This window comes from Sphingomonas alpina (assembly GCF_014490665.1).
GTDB lineage: Bacteria > Pseudomonadota > Alphaproteobacteria > Sphingomonadales > Sphingomonadaceae > Sphingomonas > Sphingomonas alpina.
The window spans coordinates 4,034,171-4,050,000 of record NZ_CP061038.1 but is presented as its reverse complement, the minus strand read 5'-3'; the positions used below and the strand labels follow the sequence as shown (position 1 = coordinate 4,050,000).

Here is a 15,830-nt window from a genome sequence, read left to right as displayed (position 1 = left end):
TCATCATAATATTAGGCTGAGCATTTTAATTCATCCGCACCAATCTCCACGCTTCGCTGCTCTGCCGAGTTTTGGTCGGTACCTTCGGGTATTGATCCAGCGTTGTCGTTGGTGGTGCGGACTCTCAAGCGTAAGGTAAGGGCAATTCGTGGATGCCTTGGCGCATACAGGCGATGAAGGACGTGGCACGCTGCGATAAGCTGCGGTGAGGTGTGAGCAACCTTTGACCCGCAGATTTCCGAATGGGGAAACCCACCTATCCCGATTATCTTCTCTTCGACTTCGGTCGGGGTGAAACTAATTGGGGCAAGGTATCACTTAGCTGAATACATAGGCTTCGTGAAGCGAACCCGGCGAACTGAAACATCTCAGTAGCTGGAGGAAAAGACATCAACCGAGATTCCGTTAGTAGTGGCGAGCGAACGCGGACCAGGCCAGTGCCTGGAGTTCAACTAGCAGAACAGTTTGGAAAGACTGGCCATAGCGGGTGACAGCCCCGTATGCGAAAGTGAGACTTCAGGACTCGAGTAGGGCGGAACACGTGTAATTCTGTCTGAACATAGGGGGACCACCCTCTAAGCCTAAATACTCGTATGCGACCGATAGTGAACTAGTACCGTGAGGGAAAGGTGAAAAGCACCCCGATGAGGGGAGTGAAACAGTACCTGAAACGGATTGCCTACAAGCAGTAGGAGGGGTCTTGTGCCCTGACTGCGTACCTTTTGTATAATGGGTCTGTGACTTAATGTATCAAGCAAGCTTAAGCCGTTAGGTGTAGGCGCAGCGAAAGCGAGTCTGAATAGGGCGACTAAGTTTGATGTATTAGACCCGAAACCCGGCGATCTAGGCATGACCAGGATGAAGGTGCGGTAACACGCACTGGAGGTCCGAACCGATTAACGTTGAAAAGTTACCGGATGAGTTGTGTTTAGGGGTGAAAGGCCAATCAAGCCGGGAAATAGCTGGTTCTCCGCGAAAACTATTTAGGTAGTGCCTCGGATGAATACCTTGGGGGGTAGAGCACTGGATGGATGCGGGGGTCGCGAGACCTACCAACTCTAACCAAACTCCGAATACCCAAGAGTAATATCCGGGAGACAGACGGCGGGTGCTAAGGTCCGTCGTCAAAAGGGAAACAGCCCTGACCTACAGCTAAGGTCCCCAAGTCGTGTCTAAGTGGGAAAGCATGTGAAACTTCCAAAACAACCAGGAGGTTGGCTTAGAAGCAGCCATCCTTTAAAGAAAGCGTAACAGCTCACTGGTCTAAATAAGAGGTTTTGCGGCGAAGATGTAACGGGGCTCAAGACACGCACCGAAGCTTAGGGTTCATCGTAAGATGAGCGGTAGCGGAGCGTTCCGTAAGCCGGTGAAGCGATCTGGTAATGGGTCGTGGAGGTATCGGAAGTGCGAATGCAGACATGAGTAGCGATAAAGAGGGTGAGATGCCCTCTCGCCGAAAGACCAAGGGTTCCTGCGCAAGGCTAATCCGCGCAGGGTGAGTCGGCCCCTAAGACGAGCCCGAAGGGGGTAGTCGATGGGAACACGGTTAATATTCCGTGACCTGGTGGTGTGTGACGGATCTCGTGTGTTGTCAGGCCTTATTGGATTGGTCTGGCTTCGAAGAGGTTCCAGGAAATAGCCCCACCGTATAGACCGTACCCGAAACCGACACAGGTGGTCAGGTAGAGTATACCAAGGCGCTTGAGTGAAGTGTCCTGAAGGAACTCGGCAAATTGCCTCCGTACCTTCGGAAGAAGGAGGCCCTCACAGCGGGCAACCGTTATGAGGGGGCACAGGCCAGGGGGTAGCGACTGTTTAGCAAAAACACAGGGCTCTGCTAAGTCGGCTTCAAGACGACGTATAGGGCCTGACGCCTGCCCGGTGCCTGAAGGTTAAGTGGAGGGGTGCAAGCTCCGAAATGAAGCCCAGGTAAACGGCGGCCGTAACTATAACGGTCCTAAGGTAGCGAAATTCCTTGTCGGGTAAGTTCCGACCTGCACGAATGGCGTAACGACTTCCCCACTGTCTCCAGGACATGCTCAGCGAAATTGAATTCTCCGTGAAGATGCGGAGTACCCGCGGTTAGACGGAAAGACCCCGTGCACCTTTACTGCAGCTTCAGAGTGGCATTAGGAAAGAACTGTGTAGCATAGGTGGGAGGCTTTGAAGCGACGGCGCCAGCTGTCGTGGAGCCATAGGTGAAATACCACCCTGTTGTTTTCTGATGTCTAACCTCGATCCATGAAACTGGATCAGGGACCCTCTGTGGCGGGTAGTTTGACTGGGGCGGTCGCCTCCTAAAGAGTAACGGAGGCGCGCGAAGGTTGGCTCAGGACGGTTGGAAACCGTCTGTTAGAGTGCAATGGCATAAGCCAGCCTGACTGCGAGACTGACAAGTCGAGCAGAGACGAAAGTCGGTCATAGTGATCCGGTGGTCCCTCGTGGAAGGGCCATCGCTCAACGGATAAAAGGTACGCCGGGGATAACAGGCTGATAACCCCCAAGAGCTCATATCGACGGGGTTGTTTGGCACCTCGATGTCGGCTCATCACATCCTGGGGCTGGAGCAGGTCCCAAGGGTTTGGCTGTTCGCCAATTAAAGTGGTACGTGAGCTGGGTTCAGAACGTCGCGAGACAGTTTGGTCCCTATCTGCCGTGGGCGTCGAAATTTGAGAGGAGTTGACCCTAGTACGAGAGGACCGGGTTGAACATACCTCTGGTGTACCTGTCGTTTCGCCAGAAGCGCAGCAGGGTAGCTATGTATGGACGGGATAACCGCTGAAAGCATCTAAGCGGGAAGCCTCCCTCGAGATAAGATTTCATAGAGCCGTCGGAGACCACGACGTTGATAGATCGGATGTAGAAGTGCGGTAACGCATGGAGCTAACCGATACTAATTGCTCTATTTGCGCTTGAGAGTCCCACCATCAACGACAACTCTGGGTAACACCAGCGTCTGTCCGAGATTGTCGGATGATTAAGAGCTTACGCCTAATACAACTACACCTGAATTCCAGGCTAAAGTGTGCATCGATTTTAGAACCGTTTTTCGCCGCTCACCGGCTTCATTGCTTGGTGGCTATAGCGTCAGTGCCCCACCCGATCCCATCCCGAACTCGGCCGTGAAACCTGACTGCGCCGATGGTACTATCGCTTAAGCGATGGAAGAGTAGGTCGTCGCCAGGCATTGTAGCCGGTGAGCAGCGCGAAACGAATTCTAGTACGGAACCCATTCACATGTCTTTTTCCCGCTTCATTGCGGGAGAAGAACCTTGGCGCGGGGTGGAGCAGCCCGGTAGCTCGTCAGGCTCATAACCTGAAGGTCACAGGTTCAAATCCTGTCCCCGCAACCAACGGACAATCGCCCGCAAACCTCACGGTTTGGCGGGCTTTTTTGCGTTCGGCTCAGATCGGTTCGGGGTCGTCCATCGAACGGAACCGTCAGGGCAGGCCATCAACACGGCATAAGCCTCTTGACGCGCACGGTCGCGCCGGCGTTGATCATGCGATGACGCGGCCCGATTTCATCGTCCATCATCTGGGGAATGAAGCGCAGCCGCTGGTCATCATCGATGACTTCGCTCCTGATCCCGAAGCGCTTCGCGCCGCCGCGATCGCCGGCCGGTTCGGCCCCGCCTCCCACCATTATCCCGGTATCCGCGCGCCGCTTCCGGCCAGCTACTTGCCCGGCCAGCAAGCGCTCATCGCCAAGGCGCTATGTGAGGTGTTCGATCATCATGGGCCGATGGAGGTCATCGATGCGAGCTTTTCGATCGTGACCACGCCGCCGGCCGAGCTGACCATGGTCCAGCGCTTGCCGCATTGCGATGCATATGCGGTCGAGCGTATCGCGCTGCTCCATTATCTCGCGCCGGGGAGCGGGGAGGGAACCGCATTCTTCCGTCACCGGTCGACCGGGTTCGAGACGGTCAGCGAAGCGCGCGCGCCAATCTATTTCGATCAGCTCGAGGCTGAGCTCCGCTACGGCGGCGTCCCTCCCGCTCGCTATATTGCCAACGACACGACACTGTTCGAACGCACCATGCTTGCCGAGGCGCGCTACAATCGTGCGCTGCTCTACCGCAGCTATATGCTTCACAGCGGTGCAATCGCACCGGAGTCCCCGCTCTCACCGGATCCGTCCACCGGGCGCCTGACGATTACGGGCTTTCTGTCTGCTGGATAGCGCACCGGGTTGAGCCTGGGCGTCAGGGGGCATAGCCTCTCAACCGGACATGCCGCAGCCCTGCTTCAGGGCAGAGTCATTCGCCCAGGGAGAGCCGCGCATGAACGATCCGCAGCAGCAGTTCCGGCCGGCCCGACGATCTTTTCTGACCGGTCTTGCCGCGACAGGGCTTGCTGCGACCGTTGATTCTGCGGCCCGGGCCGGACTTGCAAAAGCGAAATCCGGATCGACGCGCAATCCAGATCTCGGGCCCAACGTGCTGATTGTCGACCCGTCAATGCCACGCGCCATCGTCCAGGAGCGGCTCGACGCTATTTTTCGAAGCATGGAGCGGGCGCATTTCACCGATGCGCGTCATGCCGTGCTGTTCAAGCCCGGGCGCTACGATCTCGACGTCAATATCGGTTTCTTCACTCAGGTCGCCGGGCTCGGCGCGCTGCCGGGCGACGTCGTGATCGACGGTCATGTCCATGCGGAGGCCGACTGGGCCAAGGGCGTGGCGCTGGTCAATTTCTGGCGAAGTGTCGAAAATCTCGAGATTCGCCCGAAGGATGGGTCGGATCGCTGGGCGGTCTCGCAAGCGGCGCCGTATCGCCGGATCCACCTGCGCGGCGACCTGGTGCTGGACGATGGCGGCTGGTCGAGCGGCGGATTCATGGCGGACTGCCGGATCGACGGCGTCGTCCGATCGGGCACGCAGCAGCAATGGTTCACGCGCAACAGTACGATCCGCGCCTGGAGCGGCGCCAACTGGAACATGATGTTCATGGGCACCGCCGGTGCGCCGGCGACGAGCTTCCCGGATCCGCCCTATACCAATATCCCAACCGTGTCGCGGATGCGCGACAAGCCCTTTCTTCATGTTGCCGCCGCCGGCGACTGGCAGGTCTTCGTGCCGGCAGTCCGACGCGAGGCCGAAGGTGCCAGCTGGGCGACCGGCTTGCCATCGGGCAGGTCGATTCCGTTGTCACGCTTCTTTATCGCGCGCCCGGGCATGTCGGCATTGCAGATCAATGCGGCGCTCCGGCGTGGGCTGCATCTGCTGCTCACACCCGGAATCTATTCTATCGATCGGCCGCTCCGGATCGACCGCGCAAATACCATCGTGCTCGGCCTCGGCCTGGCGACTCTGCTGGCCAAGGGCGGCAGCAAGGTACTGACCGTAGCGGACGTGCCCGGTGTCGTCGTTGCCGGACTGCTGATCGATGCAGGTGAGATTCTTTCGCCGGTGCTGATGGAGATCGGGCCGCGCGGGTCGCGGCGCGATCACCGCGCTGACCCCATTTCGCTGTCGGACATTTTCTTCCGCGTCGGCGGGGCGAATATCGGCAACGCTACGACTTGCCTCGAGATCAACAGCCATCATGTGATTGGGGACCATCTGTGGATCTGGCGCGCCGATCATGGCGATCGTGCGAGCGGACGAGTCCATGTCGGCTGGAGTGAAAGCACGGGCGACCAAGGGCTGGTGGTGAATGGCGACGATGTGACTTTGTGCGCTCTGTTCGTCGAGCATTTCCAGAAATATCAGACGTTGTGGAACGGAGAGCGCGGGCGGACCTACTTCTACCAGAACGAACTACCCTATGATCCGCCCAGCCAGGCTGCCTATATGGCGGGAACCACCCGCGGCTGGGCCGCCTACAAGGTTGCGGATCATGTCGACGATCATCAGGCGATCGCGATGGGCGTCTATGCGAATTTCACCGCCGATCCGACGATCGTGCTGGAAAGCGCGATCGAGGCGCCGGACAAGCCGGGCGTCAGCTTCGCCAACATCACCACCATCTCGCTTGGCGGCGGCAAAGGCACGATTGCGCATATCGTCAATGCAGCAGGCGCGGCGGCAAGGCCCGGTGCGATAAAGCAGATACTGGTGCGCTATCCCGTGCCATGAGATCGCCTTCCAACCTACCGGATGCGGAGACCGATAACCCGGCCCTTGTTTCCGAACGGAGAGACCAGAGCCATGCCGCTGCTCCTGTTCCTTGCGCAGGCCGTCCCGCTCGACGCCACCAATTTCACGGCCGATACGGCGATGATCGTGCCGGTCTCGAAACCGACGTTCGCTGACGAATTTGCGGGCGGGGCGATCGATCGCATGGCCTGGCGGTTCGACACGTCGCGTAACGCCGCCGGCTGGTTCAACAATGAACGACAATATTATGCCGACGGACGCCCGGAGAATGCCCGGATCGAAGGCGGTGTGCTGATCATCGAGGCGCGCCGCGAAACCTTGTCGAAACGGCTGTTCGCCGACTGGGGTGGGCAGGCCTATAGCTCCGCCAAGCTCGTTACCCGCCGGGCCTATGGCTATGGTTTCTACGAGATTCGCGCGAAACTGCCTTGCGGCCGCGGCGCCTGGCCGGCGATCTGGTTGTTGCCGCCCGACGGGAAATGGCCCGATGCCGGCGAGATCGATGTGATGGAAATGGTCGGCTGGGATCCGGGCATGATCCATGCAACGCTGCACAGCGGTGCCTTCAACCACGTCAAGGGCACCCAGCGTGGTGCGCAAAAGCATGTTCCCACCAGCTGCACAGCGTTTCACCGCTACCAGCTCGACTGGGGCGTCGATGCAATCACCATCGGCATCGATGACCGTGCCTATATGCGCGTCACGAACGACCAGCCCGGCGGCGCCGCGGCATGGCCGTTCAAGCGACCCTATGCGCTGATCCTCAACCTTGCCATCGGCGGTGATTGGGGTGGCCGGAAAGGCATTGACGACGCGGCGCTGCCGCAGCGCATGGCGGTCGATTATGTGCGCTACTGGGCGGCGAAAGAGTAAGTCAGCGCCGGCCGCGAACCGCGAGAATGGCGAGGCCGCCGCACAATGCCAGGCCGGCGAGCACCAGCATCAACGTATCAAAATCGCGCGGCGTCGCCAGTGACCAGGTCAGCAGCGGGCCGAGCAGCGCGGGCAGCGTATTGGTCAGGTTGAGCAATCCGAGGTCGCGTCCGCGATGGTCGGGATTGGGCAGCAACTGCATCGAAAAGCCGGAATGGAGCGCCAGGAAGACTGCCGATCCGATCGCATAGAGGCAGAATCCTGCCGCTGCCATCGTCCAGTCGCCAGCCAGCGCCATGATGACAAGGCCGAAGGCCGCGAGCGCAGCCATGGCCAGCAGGAACGGCTTGCGGCGATTCAGCCGATCGGACAGGCGCCCGAGCAGAACGGCGATCGGCAACGGTATGATGTACGCGATCGTCAGGAGGTGGCCAACGCGCGACGCCATGGTCAAGGGTGACTGATCCGGTGCGATGCTCTCGAAATAATAGAGCAGATAGAGCGAGAGTGCATTGCCGGCGACCTGGACGAGAAGCCGCGCTCCCCATACGATCGCCAGGTCGCGGCGGAGCATGACGACGGCCGGGCGCGCTGCGGTCGGGGCTGGAATGGGGCGTGCCCGCACCAGCAGCAGCGGTGCGGCGCACGCGGCGATCGCCAGCGACACGATCGCGAAACGCGATGCTTCGTCGAGCGCGCTCATGCTCACCAGAATCGCGGAGACCGCCGACGCGACAGGATTTGCAAGCGAGAGAAGCCCGCCCGCCATGCCCTTCTGCGCGTCGGGAATCTCGTCCGCCATGATCGCGAGCAGCGGCGCCAGCAAGGCGTTCACCGCCGCCTGGAAGAAGATGATCGAAAGGATGATCTCGGCCGGGGAAGCCGCGATCACGACGCAGGCGAAGGAAAGCAGGGTCGCAACAATGCCGATCGCCATCCAGCGACGGCGGCCGCCGCCACGCGCGACGGAGCGATCACTGAGCCAGCCGAACAGGATATTGGACAGGCTGGCGGCGATCGCGCCGGCGATCACGGTTGCGGTGAAGAGCTCAATCCGGGCTTCTCCTGCGACCGCTTCGATCTTCATCGGCAGCAACAAGGTGAGCAGTGGAAGATAGGCGATCACCCCGCCGGCATTGGCGAGCGCAAAGATCAGCAGAAAGCCGATGGAGCGGTGGGCCGGCGCGACTTCCAAGCCCTCACGGGACGGTCGTGCCGCCCACGGCAGGGCGAAGCGGAATGGCATCAGCGATCCGTCAGGTTCTGCCCGTTCCGGTCTTAATCGGCAACAGTGCGAAAGAAGGATATTTGGCAGGGGAATTCGATCAAGGATCGGTGGCGCTTGATGCTCGCCAATCTCCGCGTATCCAGCACTCTGACGGCGAATAAAGGCAATTATTTGATATTAACCATCTGATATATATAGACTTATAAAAGTCATCGCCCGAGCGTCGGGGGAAAAGATATGTGACATGACCGGTGTAACATATCTCCCCGCAGTCGCGCCGTCGGCGCGAGACGCTCGCGCATGACTGGAGCCGCTAGCCAAGTGTCTGGTCGCGCGCGGGCTCCGGCCTTGGTTATGGCCTCATCGTGGCGGGATCGAGTGTCGTGGTGGACACCAGCGTCCGGTCCGTCGCATCGCGCGCGAGCGCGATACGGTAACGGCCGCCGACGATACGCCAGCCGGGCAGTTTGGTGTCGTAATCCGCCACGATGCGGGGTTCCGCGGTGAGTGTTACGCGGCGCGCTTCACCTGGCTTCAGGCTGATCCGTGTGAAGGCGGCAAGCCGCATCGGTGCCGCCGATCCGTCGCGCGCGACATAGATTTGCGGCACGTCCACGCCGGCCTTCCGGCCGGTATTGACCACTTCGAACGAAATACTGAGCGCCTTGCCGCCGTGCACGACGGGGTTGCGATAGGCGAAGCTGGTGTAACTGAGGCCATGGCCAAATGCGAACATCGGCCGCTGGTTCTTCCGCTCATACCAGCGATAACCGACATCCGCGCCTTCGACATAATCGACCGGATAGCTTTTGAGCTGATACTGGGCGGCATTCGCCGGGTTGGCTGCCGCCTGCGCCTCAAGCGATGTCAGCGTGTCGAGGCCAACCGGAACCGCGCGCGGCGCCTGTGATGCCGCAGCGGGGAAAGTGATCGGCAGACGACCGGACGGATTGACCCGGCCGGTCAGGATATTGGCGATCGCCGGGCCGCCGCGCTGGCCGGGATACCAGGCCTGGACCACCGCCGGCACTTGATCGAGCCATGGCATCAGCACCGGGCCGCCGGTTTCGAGCACTGCAACGGTCCTAGGTTGTGCGGCGGCGATCGCGGCAATCAGCGCGTCCTGACCATAGGGCAGTGACAGGTCGGGGACATCCTGCGCCTCTGTCGTCCATTGCGTCGCAAAGACGATCGCGACATCGGCGCTCCGCGCCACTTCCACCGCCGCCGCCACGTCACGGCCATCGATAAAGGTCACCTTCGCCTGGGGCATGGCGGCGCGGATCGCCTTGAGTGGCGAGGACGCGTGATAGGTGATCCGCGCGAAGGAGGACGCCGCGCCGGAGCTAAGCGGGATTTCGATCGGCGCGCCACCGACCGAGCGTACCTGGCTCGACCCGCCGCCCGAGAGAACGCCGACATCGGCACCCCAGCCGATCACCGCGATGCGTTTTGCCGTGCGCGTGAGCGGCAGCATCTTGCCCTCATTCTTGAGCAGCACGATGCCGGATTCGGCCGCGCGCTGCGCAACATCGGCATGACGCGCATAGGGGATCGGCTGTGCCCTGGCAGGCATTGCAGTATCGAAGGCGCCGGTTTCGATCAGCCCGGTCAGATAGCGCACGACCATATCGTCGAGTCGCGCCATGGAGACCTTGCCCGCCTCGACATCGGCCTTGAGCGGATCGCCGAAATAGATCGCCGTGTCGAGCTCCTGGCCCGATTGCTGATCCAGGCCGGCATTGGCGGCCTTGGCGGTCGAATGGATCGCCCCCCAGTCGCTCATCACCCAGCCGCGATAGCCCCAGTCGCGCTTCAGCACATCGTTCATCAGATGCGCATTCTCGCACGCCCATTCGCCGTTGATCTTGTTATACGCGCACATCACCGATCCGGGTTGTCCCTTCTCGATCGCAATCTGGAAAGCGAGCAGGTCGCTCTCGCGCAGGCTCGCCTCATCGATCCGCGCATCGAGCACCATGCGTCCGGTTTCCTGCGCATTGAGCGCGAAATGCTTGATGGTGGAGGTGATGCGGTTCGACTGGACGCCGGCAATATGCGCGCCCGCCATCTCACCGGCGAGCAACGGATCCTCGCCGAGATATTCGAAGTTGCGGCCATTCCATGGGTCGCGCGTCAGATTGACGCCCCCTGCCAGCAGCACATTGAAGCGCTTGGCGCGCGCTTCCGCGCCGATCATCACGCCGCCGGCATGTGCGATCTCGGGATCGAAGGTCGCTGCGGTCGCCAGGCTGGAGGGCAACGCGGTCGCGACATCGCCCTTGCGCTGCTCGACCTGATTGGCGACGCCGAGCGATGCGTCGCTTTCCCGGACGAGCGGTACGCCGAGACGCGGAATGCCGTCGATATGGCCGGCGGACGGGATCAGTTCATTGACCGTCTTGCCCTTTGCCCGTGGCGGGAACAGTCCATGGACGAGCGCGATCTTCTCATCGAGCGTCATGCGGGCGACCAGCGCTTCCGCGCGCGTCCGCGCGTCAGGTCGGGCCGTGCTCAATGGCGTTTCGCGTGCGAAGACGCCGCCCGTCGTGCCCATGCCGGCCAGAAGCGATGCGCTCAGCAGCGCAAGCTGAAATCCTTTCGACATCCTCATCCCCCTTCTTATTCAGTCCGCCCACCTGATGAGGCGTGTCTGCCAATCTTGTCATCGGTGCCGAGCCCGTGCGGGACGAACCCAAAGCCGGCGCCGAGCCCATGGCGCACTTCAACGGTTCAGCACGTCAATGAGCCATTACTTAAACAGCATATTTTGATAACGTTCACAACTATTGGTGTCATTGTCACCAGCCAGTGGGCTGATTGGTGGATGGGCTTGACAAAATTCGTCAAAACCAGCAAGTGAACGTTATCAACAACGGCGTGGGGAACAGCGCCGGTGACAAAGGGGATGATGATGGGGGGCTTCAACAGCCGCTTGGCTTCGCGATTGGCGCTTGGTGTATCGACGCTAGCGCTCATGGCCATACCGGGCATTGCCGTCGCGCAGGATGCGGCCACTGGCAATTCCGGTCCTTCCGGATCCCAGCAACTGCCGGTCGATCCCGCCGCTGATCAAGGCGATGACATCATCGTCACCGGTATCCGTGCCAGCTTGCGGGCATCGGCGGACATCAAGCGCGATTCGCAGGGTGTCGTCGATGCGATTTCGGCCGAGGATATCGGCAAATTCCCCGACACCAACCTCGCCGAATCGCTCCAGCGGATTACCGGCGTCTCGATCGACCGGTCGAATGGTGAGGGTTCGCTCGTCACCGTTCGCGGTTTCGGTCCCGAATTCAACCTGGTGACGCTGAACGGCCGCCAGATGCCGACCGCGTTTATCGGTGACGGCGGCAGTGCGCCGTCGTCGCGTTCGTTCGATTTCGCCAACCTCGCTTCCGAAGGTGTCGCGGCGGTCGAAGTCTATAAGAGCGGCCGTGCGACGATCGAATCCGGCGGCATCGGTTCAACCATCAATATCCGAAGCCCGCGCCCGTTCGACCGGCCAGGTACGCGTGGCAGCCTCTCCGTTAAGGGTGTGATCGACACGTCTCAGCGCGGCAAGAACGACATCACGCCGGAAGTCTCGGGCATTTTCAGCACGACCTTGGCGGATGATCGCATCGGCATCGCGATCATCGGTTCCTATCAGAAGCGCAAGGCGGGCACCAATAAGGGGGTCGTGGGCTGGCGCGACGGCTATCTCGGCAACGAGAATAACTGGGGCTCGCTCTCGCCTGGCAATCCGAACGTTACGAACCGGCCGGACCCGACCGACGTTTATCAGGTCCCGCAAAATGCATCGTACGAGTTTAATGACATCGATCGCGAACGCATCAACGGTCAGGCTATCCTGCAATTCCGCCCCACCGACGCACTGACCGCGACAATCGATTATACCTATTCACGCAATTCCGTGGAAACCCGCAACAGCAATGTCGGCGTCTGGTTCAACCATGGCGATACGTCGAGCGCCTGGACCGACGGTCCGGTCGCTGGTCCGGTCTTCTACACCGAGCGGTTCGCAGTCCCGGATCCGGGCTGTGCGGCGCCAACGACCTTACCATGCAACATAGGAAAGGACCTTTCCTATAGCGGGTCGCTCACTGCCAATCGCGCGGAGAACAAGTCGCTTGGCGGCAATTTGGTCTGGAAGGCGCCGGGCGGGGTGACGGTAACGCTCGATGGACATCACTCGACCGCGGAAGTGAAGCCGACCAACAAATATGGATCGAGCATGTCGGTCGGCACCGCGATCTTCGGTGTGCAGAGCCAGACGATCAATTTCGACCATGATCTGCCAGTCATTTCCTATACCATGGCTCCCGGCATCGATCCGCTCAATGCGGGGTTGATCACACCGACCGGCAACGCGTTCCGTAACGCCTATTTCAGGGACGAGATCAATCAGGTCCAGTTGAGCGGTCACTACGACCATGACGGCGGGCTGCTCGACAGCCTCGATTTCGGCGTCTCCTATGTTGAGAATAAGGTTCGCTCGGCCTTCGGCACCATTCAGAATGATACCTGGGGCGGTATCGGTCCGGCGTCGTCGGTTCCTGACGACATGTTCACGCTCGCGACGCTGCCGAACCTGTTCCCTGGTCTTGCGCAGCCGGGCATGGCGCAGAAATTCTACACATTCAACTTTGAGAAGATGGCTGATCTGCTCGAGGGTCAATTTCATGCGTGCAGCCAGCCGCGATCGGGTGCCCAAGGCGTCCCGGGCACGTGCCTCGCCAAGTTCGACACTGACCGGCGCATCACCGAAAAGACGCTGGCACCCTATCTGCAGGTAGCGACCAAGTTCGACGCGTTCGATAATCCGGCGCACTTCGTCGCCGGTTTGCGTTACGAGGTGACCGATATTTCTTCGGCGGCGCAAATACCGCTATCCTTGGGTACCCAATGGGTATCGGATAATGAATTCAACGTCGTTCAATCAAAGGTCGACACTACCACGACCCGGTTCAAGGGCAGTTATCAGAATTGGCTGCCGTCGGTCGACTTCGACATTTCGCCATTCGACAACGTCAAGTTGCGTGCTTCGTACAGCCACACGATTACCCGTCCCGGCTATGATAGAATGCAGGGTGGGCAGACGATCGACACGCTGTTCCGTGTCGGCGGCGGCACCGGTACGCTCGGCAACCCGGGGCTGATCCCGTTCAAGTCGAAGAATATCGATCTGTCGGCCGAATGGTATTATGCCCCCGGCAGCTATGTCTCGGTTGGCTATTTCCACAAGAATGTCGCGAATTTCATCTCGACCACGCGTGTCGACACCAATGCTTTCGGTCTGAGAACCCCAGTGGGCGGCCCACGCTATCAGGCGGCGCTCAACGCGCTGGGGGCGAACGCGACGGCCACCCAGATCCGCCAGTATATTTTCGCCAACTATCCACAATCGTCGAACCAAGCGAGCGGGCTGATTTTCGCCCTGCCAGAGGATCCGGCGCTGAATTTCCAGATCACCACGCCAGTGAACAGCGATCAGACCGCCTCGCTCCATGGCTGGGAATTCGCTGTCCAGCACAGCTTCTGGGATACCGGTTTCGGCGCGATCCTGAACTATACGATCGTCGATGGCAGTGCGAAGTACGACAACACCAAGCCTGCCAGCTTTACCCAATTCGCGCTGGTCGGCCTCAGCAACAGCGCGAATGCGGTCGCGTTCTTCGACAAATACGGCATCCAGGCGCGCGTCGCGTACAATTGGCGCGACAAATTCCTGAATGCTACGGGCCCGAACCCGACCTATACCGAAGCTTACGGCCAGGTCGACGCGAGCGCGAGCTACGAGTTCATAAAGGGCTTCAGTGTCTTCGCCGAAGGCATCAACCTGACCGGTTCAAGTCGGCGTGAACATCAGCGGTCGGAACGTAACGTGACCGTCGTCTCGCCGGGTTATGCCCGCTACTCGTTCGGCGTGCGGGCATCATTCTGATCCGACCCGGTTGGAAAAGTGCAAGGAACGGAAAAGCCACTTTCGAACGAGGGTGGCTTTTCCTCTTCCCGCACGGCAAGCTGCCGATCGTGGATGAAGGCGCGTAGCGTGGATGGGGCAATCTCACGGATCGTGATCGTCGGCGGTGGCACCGCTGGCTGGCTCGCGGCCTGCATGGTCGCCGCTCGCGCCAATCCGGCGGCCCGAGCGCCGATCGAGGTGACGTTGATCGAATCGCCCGACATTCCGACGATCGGCGTCGGCGAGGGCACTTGGCCGACGATGCGGCGGACGCTGGAACGGATCGGTATTCCGGAGGCAGAGTTTCTGCTCGCTTGCGACGCTTCGTTCAAACAGGGGTCGCGCTTTATCGGCTGGCGCACCGGCGCCGATGGCGACGAGTATCTCCACCCCTTTGTCGCTCCGATCGATGGCGACCCGCGCGATGTGGTGGCGGCATGGCGCGATCAGGCCCCAGATCGCCGCTTCTCCGATACGGTTACGTCGCAGGCGCGCCCGTGTGCGCTCAATCTGGCGCCGCGCCAAAAAGCGATGCCGGATTATGCGGGCGCGCTCAACTACGCCTATCACCTCGACGCCACGAAGCTGGCGGCGCTGCTCACCAAGCATGCCACTGAACGGCTCGGTGTGCGCCATGTGCGCGACCATGTCGTCGCGGTCGATCGGCTGGATGACGGTGATATCGCGGCCGTCCGCACGCGCGCTTCGGGCGAAATTGCCGGCGACCTGTTCATCGATTGCACTGGCCATGCCGCGCTGCTGATCGGCGAGCATTATGGCGTCGCCTTCCTCGACCGCAGCGGCGAGCTTTTCAACGATCGTGCGCTTGCCGTGCAGGTTCCGGTCGCGCCCGACAGCGCGATTGCGTCGCAGACCAACGCCACCGCGCACGCGGCGGGCTGGATGTGGGACATCGGCCTGCCGACCCGGCGCGGCATCGGCTGCGTTTACTCGTCGCGGCATATGAGCGACGAGGCGGCGGCGGCGACGCTTGCCGCTTATCTGCGCCGCTCCCTGCCCGGCGCCGATGCCGATCGCCTGCCGTTCCGCCGCCTCGCCTTCCGCTCGGGCCATCGCGAGCGCTTCTGGGAGCGCAATTGCCTCGCGATCGGGCTGTCGGCGGGTTTTCTCGAACCGCTTGAGGCATCGGCGATCGTGCTGATCGAGCTGTCGCTGGAAGCGCTGCTGGACAATTTTCCGGCGACCCGCGACGTGATGGATATCCATGCGAGCCGGTTCAATACGCTGTTCCGTTATCGCTGGGATCGGATCGTCGAGTTCCTCAAGCTCCATTATGTGCTGAGCGAGCGCGACGAACCCTATTGGCGCGACCATCGCGATCCGGCGTCGATTCCGCCGCGGCTGGCCGAGCAGCTCCGCCTTTGGCGCGATCAGCCGCCATCGCGTGCCGACCTGCCGGCGGCAGAAGAGATTTTTCCGGCGGCGAGCTATCAATATGTGCTTTACGGCATGGGCTTTCCCGCCCCGCTCGCTGGTGCGATACGGGGTGCGCCCGGCGACGGCGTGACCCAACAGCTTGGCCAGGTTGAGCAGCGGGCCCGCGTGCTTGTTTCCAGCCTGCCCACTAATCGGGCCTATCTCGACGCGTTGCGCGCGGGGCAGGACGTGGCGCCCTCCATGGGAAATATTCGCTGAC

7 protein-coding genes, 1 tRNA gene and 2 rRNA genes are annotated in these 15,830 nt (G+C 60.8%); 8 read left to right on the top strand and 2 right to left on the bottom strand.

Annotation, left to right across the window (positions count from 1 at the left end; all coding sequences use genetic code 11):
- The first annotated feature begins 125 nt into the window (after positions 1 to 125).
- The 6 genes from H3Z74_RS18740 (at position 126) to H3Z74_RS18715 (ending at position 6,977) form a co-directional block, all read left to right on the top strand.
- Positions 126 to 2,917: ribosomal RNA gene (locus H3Z74_RS18740) — 23S ribosomal RNA — on the top strand.
- Between the two features lie 154 nt (positions 2,918 to 3,071).
- Positions 3,072 to 3,186, top strand: a 5S ribosomal RNA gene (gene rrf / locus H3Z74_RS18735).
- 90 nt (positions 3,187 to 3,276) lie between these two features.
- Positions 3,277 to 3,353: transfer RNA gene (locus H3Z74_RS18730), tRNA-Met, on the top strand.
- 155 nt (positions 3,354 to 3,508) lie between these two features.
- On the top strand, positions 3,509 to 4,186 hold the full coding sequence (locus H3Z74_RS18725; protein ID WP_187761071.1) for a DUF6445 family protein: 678 nt from the start codon (positions 3,509 to 3,511) through the stop codon (positions 4,184 to 4,186).
- A 277-nt stretch (positions 4,187 to 4,463) separates the two neighbouring features.
- Complete coding sequence (locus H3Z74_RS18720; protein ID WP_229726672.1) at positions 4,464 to 6,083, top strand: adenylyl cyclase; 1,620 nt, start codon at positions 4,464 to 4,466, stop codon at positions 6,081 to 6,083.
- A 72-nt stretch (positions 6,084 to 6,155) separates the two neighbouring features.
- On the top strand, positions 6,156 to 6,977 hold the full coding sequence (locus tag H3Z74_RS18715; RefSeq protein WP_187761070.1) for a glycoside hydrolase family 16 protein: 822 nt from the start codon (positions 6,156 to 6,158) through the stop codon (positions 6,975 to 6,977).
- 1 nt (position 6,978) lies between these two features.
- Here the strand turns inward: H3Z74_RS18715 and H3Z74_RS18710 are convergent, their stop codons facing one another.
- Together H3Z74_RS18710 and H3Z74_RS18705 are read right to left on the bottom strand one after the other, a co-directional pair.
- Positions 6,979 to 8,223, bottom strand: coding sequence for an MFS transporter (locus tag H3Z74_RS18710; protein ID WP_187761069.1), 1,245 nt, complete (start codon positions 8,221 to 8,223; stop codon positions 6,979 to 6,981).
- A gap of 334 nt (positions 8,224 to 8,557) precedes the next feature.
- Positions 8,558 to 10,819 carry a beta-glucosidase family protein gene (locus H3Z74_RS18705; protein ID WP_390901783.1) on the bottom strand — a complete coding sequence of 754 codons (2,262 nt, stop codon included), beginning with the start codon at positions 10,817 to 10,819 and terminating at the stop codon, positions 8,558 to 8,560.
- Positions 10,820 to 11,119: 300 nt separating this feature from the next.
- Here H3Z74_RS18705 and H3Z74_RS18700 point away from each other — a divergent pair, with 300 nt between their 5' ends.
- Positions 11,120 to 14,152 carry a TonB-dependent receptor gene (locus H3Z74_RS18700; protein ID WP_187764403.1) on the top strand — a complete coding sequence of 1,011 codons (3,033 nt, stop codon included), beginning with the start codon at positions 11,120 to 11,122 and terminating at the stop codon, positions 14,150 to 14,152.
- A 93-nt stretch (positions 14,153 to 14,245) separates the two neighbouring features.
- Positions 14,246 to 15,829, top strand: coding sequence for a tryptophan halogenase family protein (locus H3Z74_RS18695; protein WP_229726671.1), 1,584 nt, complete (start codon positions 14,246 to 14,248; stop codon positions 15,827 to 15,829).
- Position 15,830: the final 1 nt, after the last annotated feature.

Coding starts and splice junctions, on each gene's coding strand:
- H3Z74_RS18700 (WP_187764403.1), top strand. CDS start 11,120: ATGGGGGGCTTCAACAGCCGCTTGGCTTCGCGATTGGCGCTTGGTGTA.
- H3Z74_RS18725 (WP_187761071.1), top strand. CDS start 3,509: ATGACGCGGCCCGATTTCATCGTCCATCATCTGGGGAATGAAGCGCAG.
- H3Z74_RS18710 (WP_187761069.1), bottom strand. CDS start 8,223: ATGCCATTCCGCTTCGCCCTGCCGTGGGCGGCACGACCGTCCCGTGAG.
- H3Z74_RS18695 (WP_229726671.1), top strand. CDS start 14,246: ATGAAGGCGCGTAGCGTGGATGGGGCAATCTCACGGATCGTGATCGTC.
- H3Z74_RS18715 (WP_187761070.1), top strand. CDS start 6,156: ATGCCGCTGCTCCTGTTCCTTGCGCAGGCCGTCCCGCTCGACGCCACC.
- H3Z74_RS18720 (WP_229726672.1), top strand. CDS start 4,464: ATGCCACGCGCCATCGTCCAGGAGCGGCTCGACGCTATTTTTCGAAGC.
- H3Z74_RS18705 (WP_390901783.1), bottom strand. CDS start 10,819: ATGAGGATGTCGAAAGGATTTCAGCTTGCGCTGCTGAGCGCATCGCTT.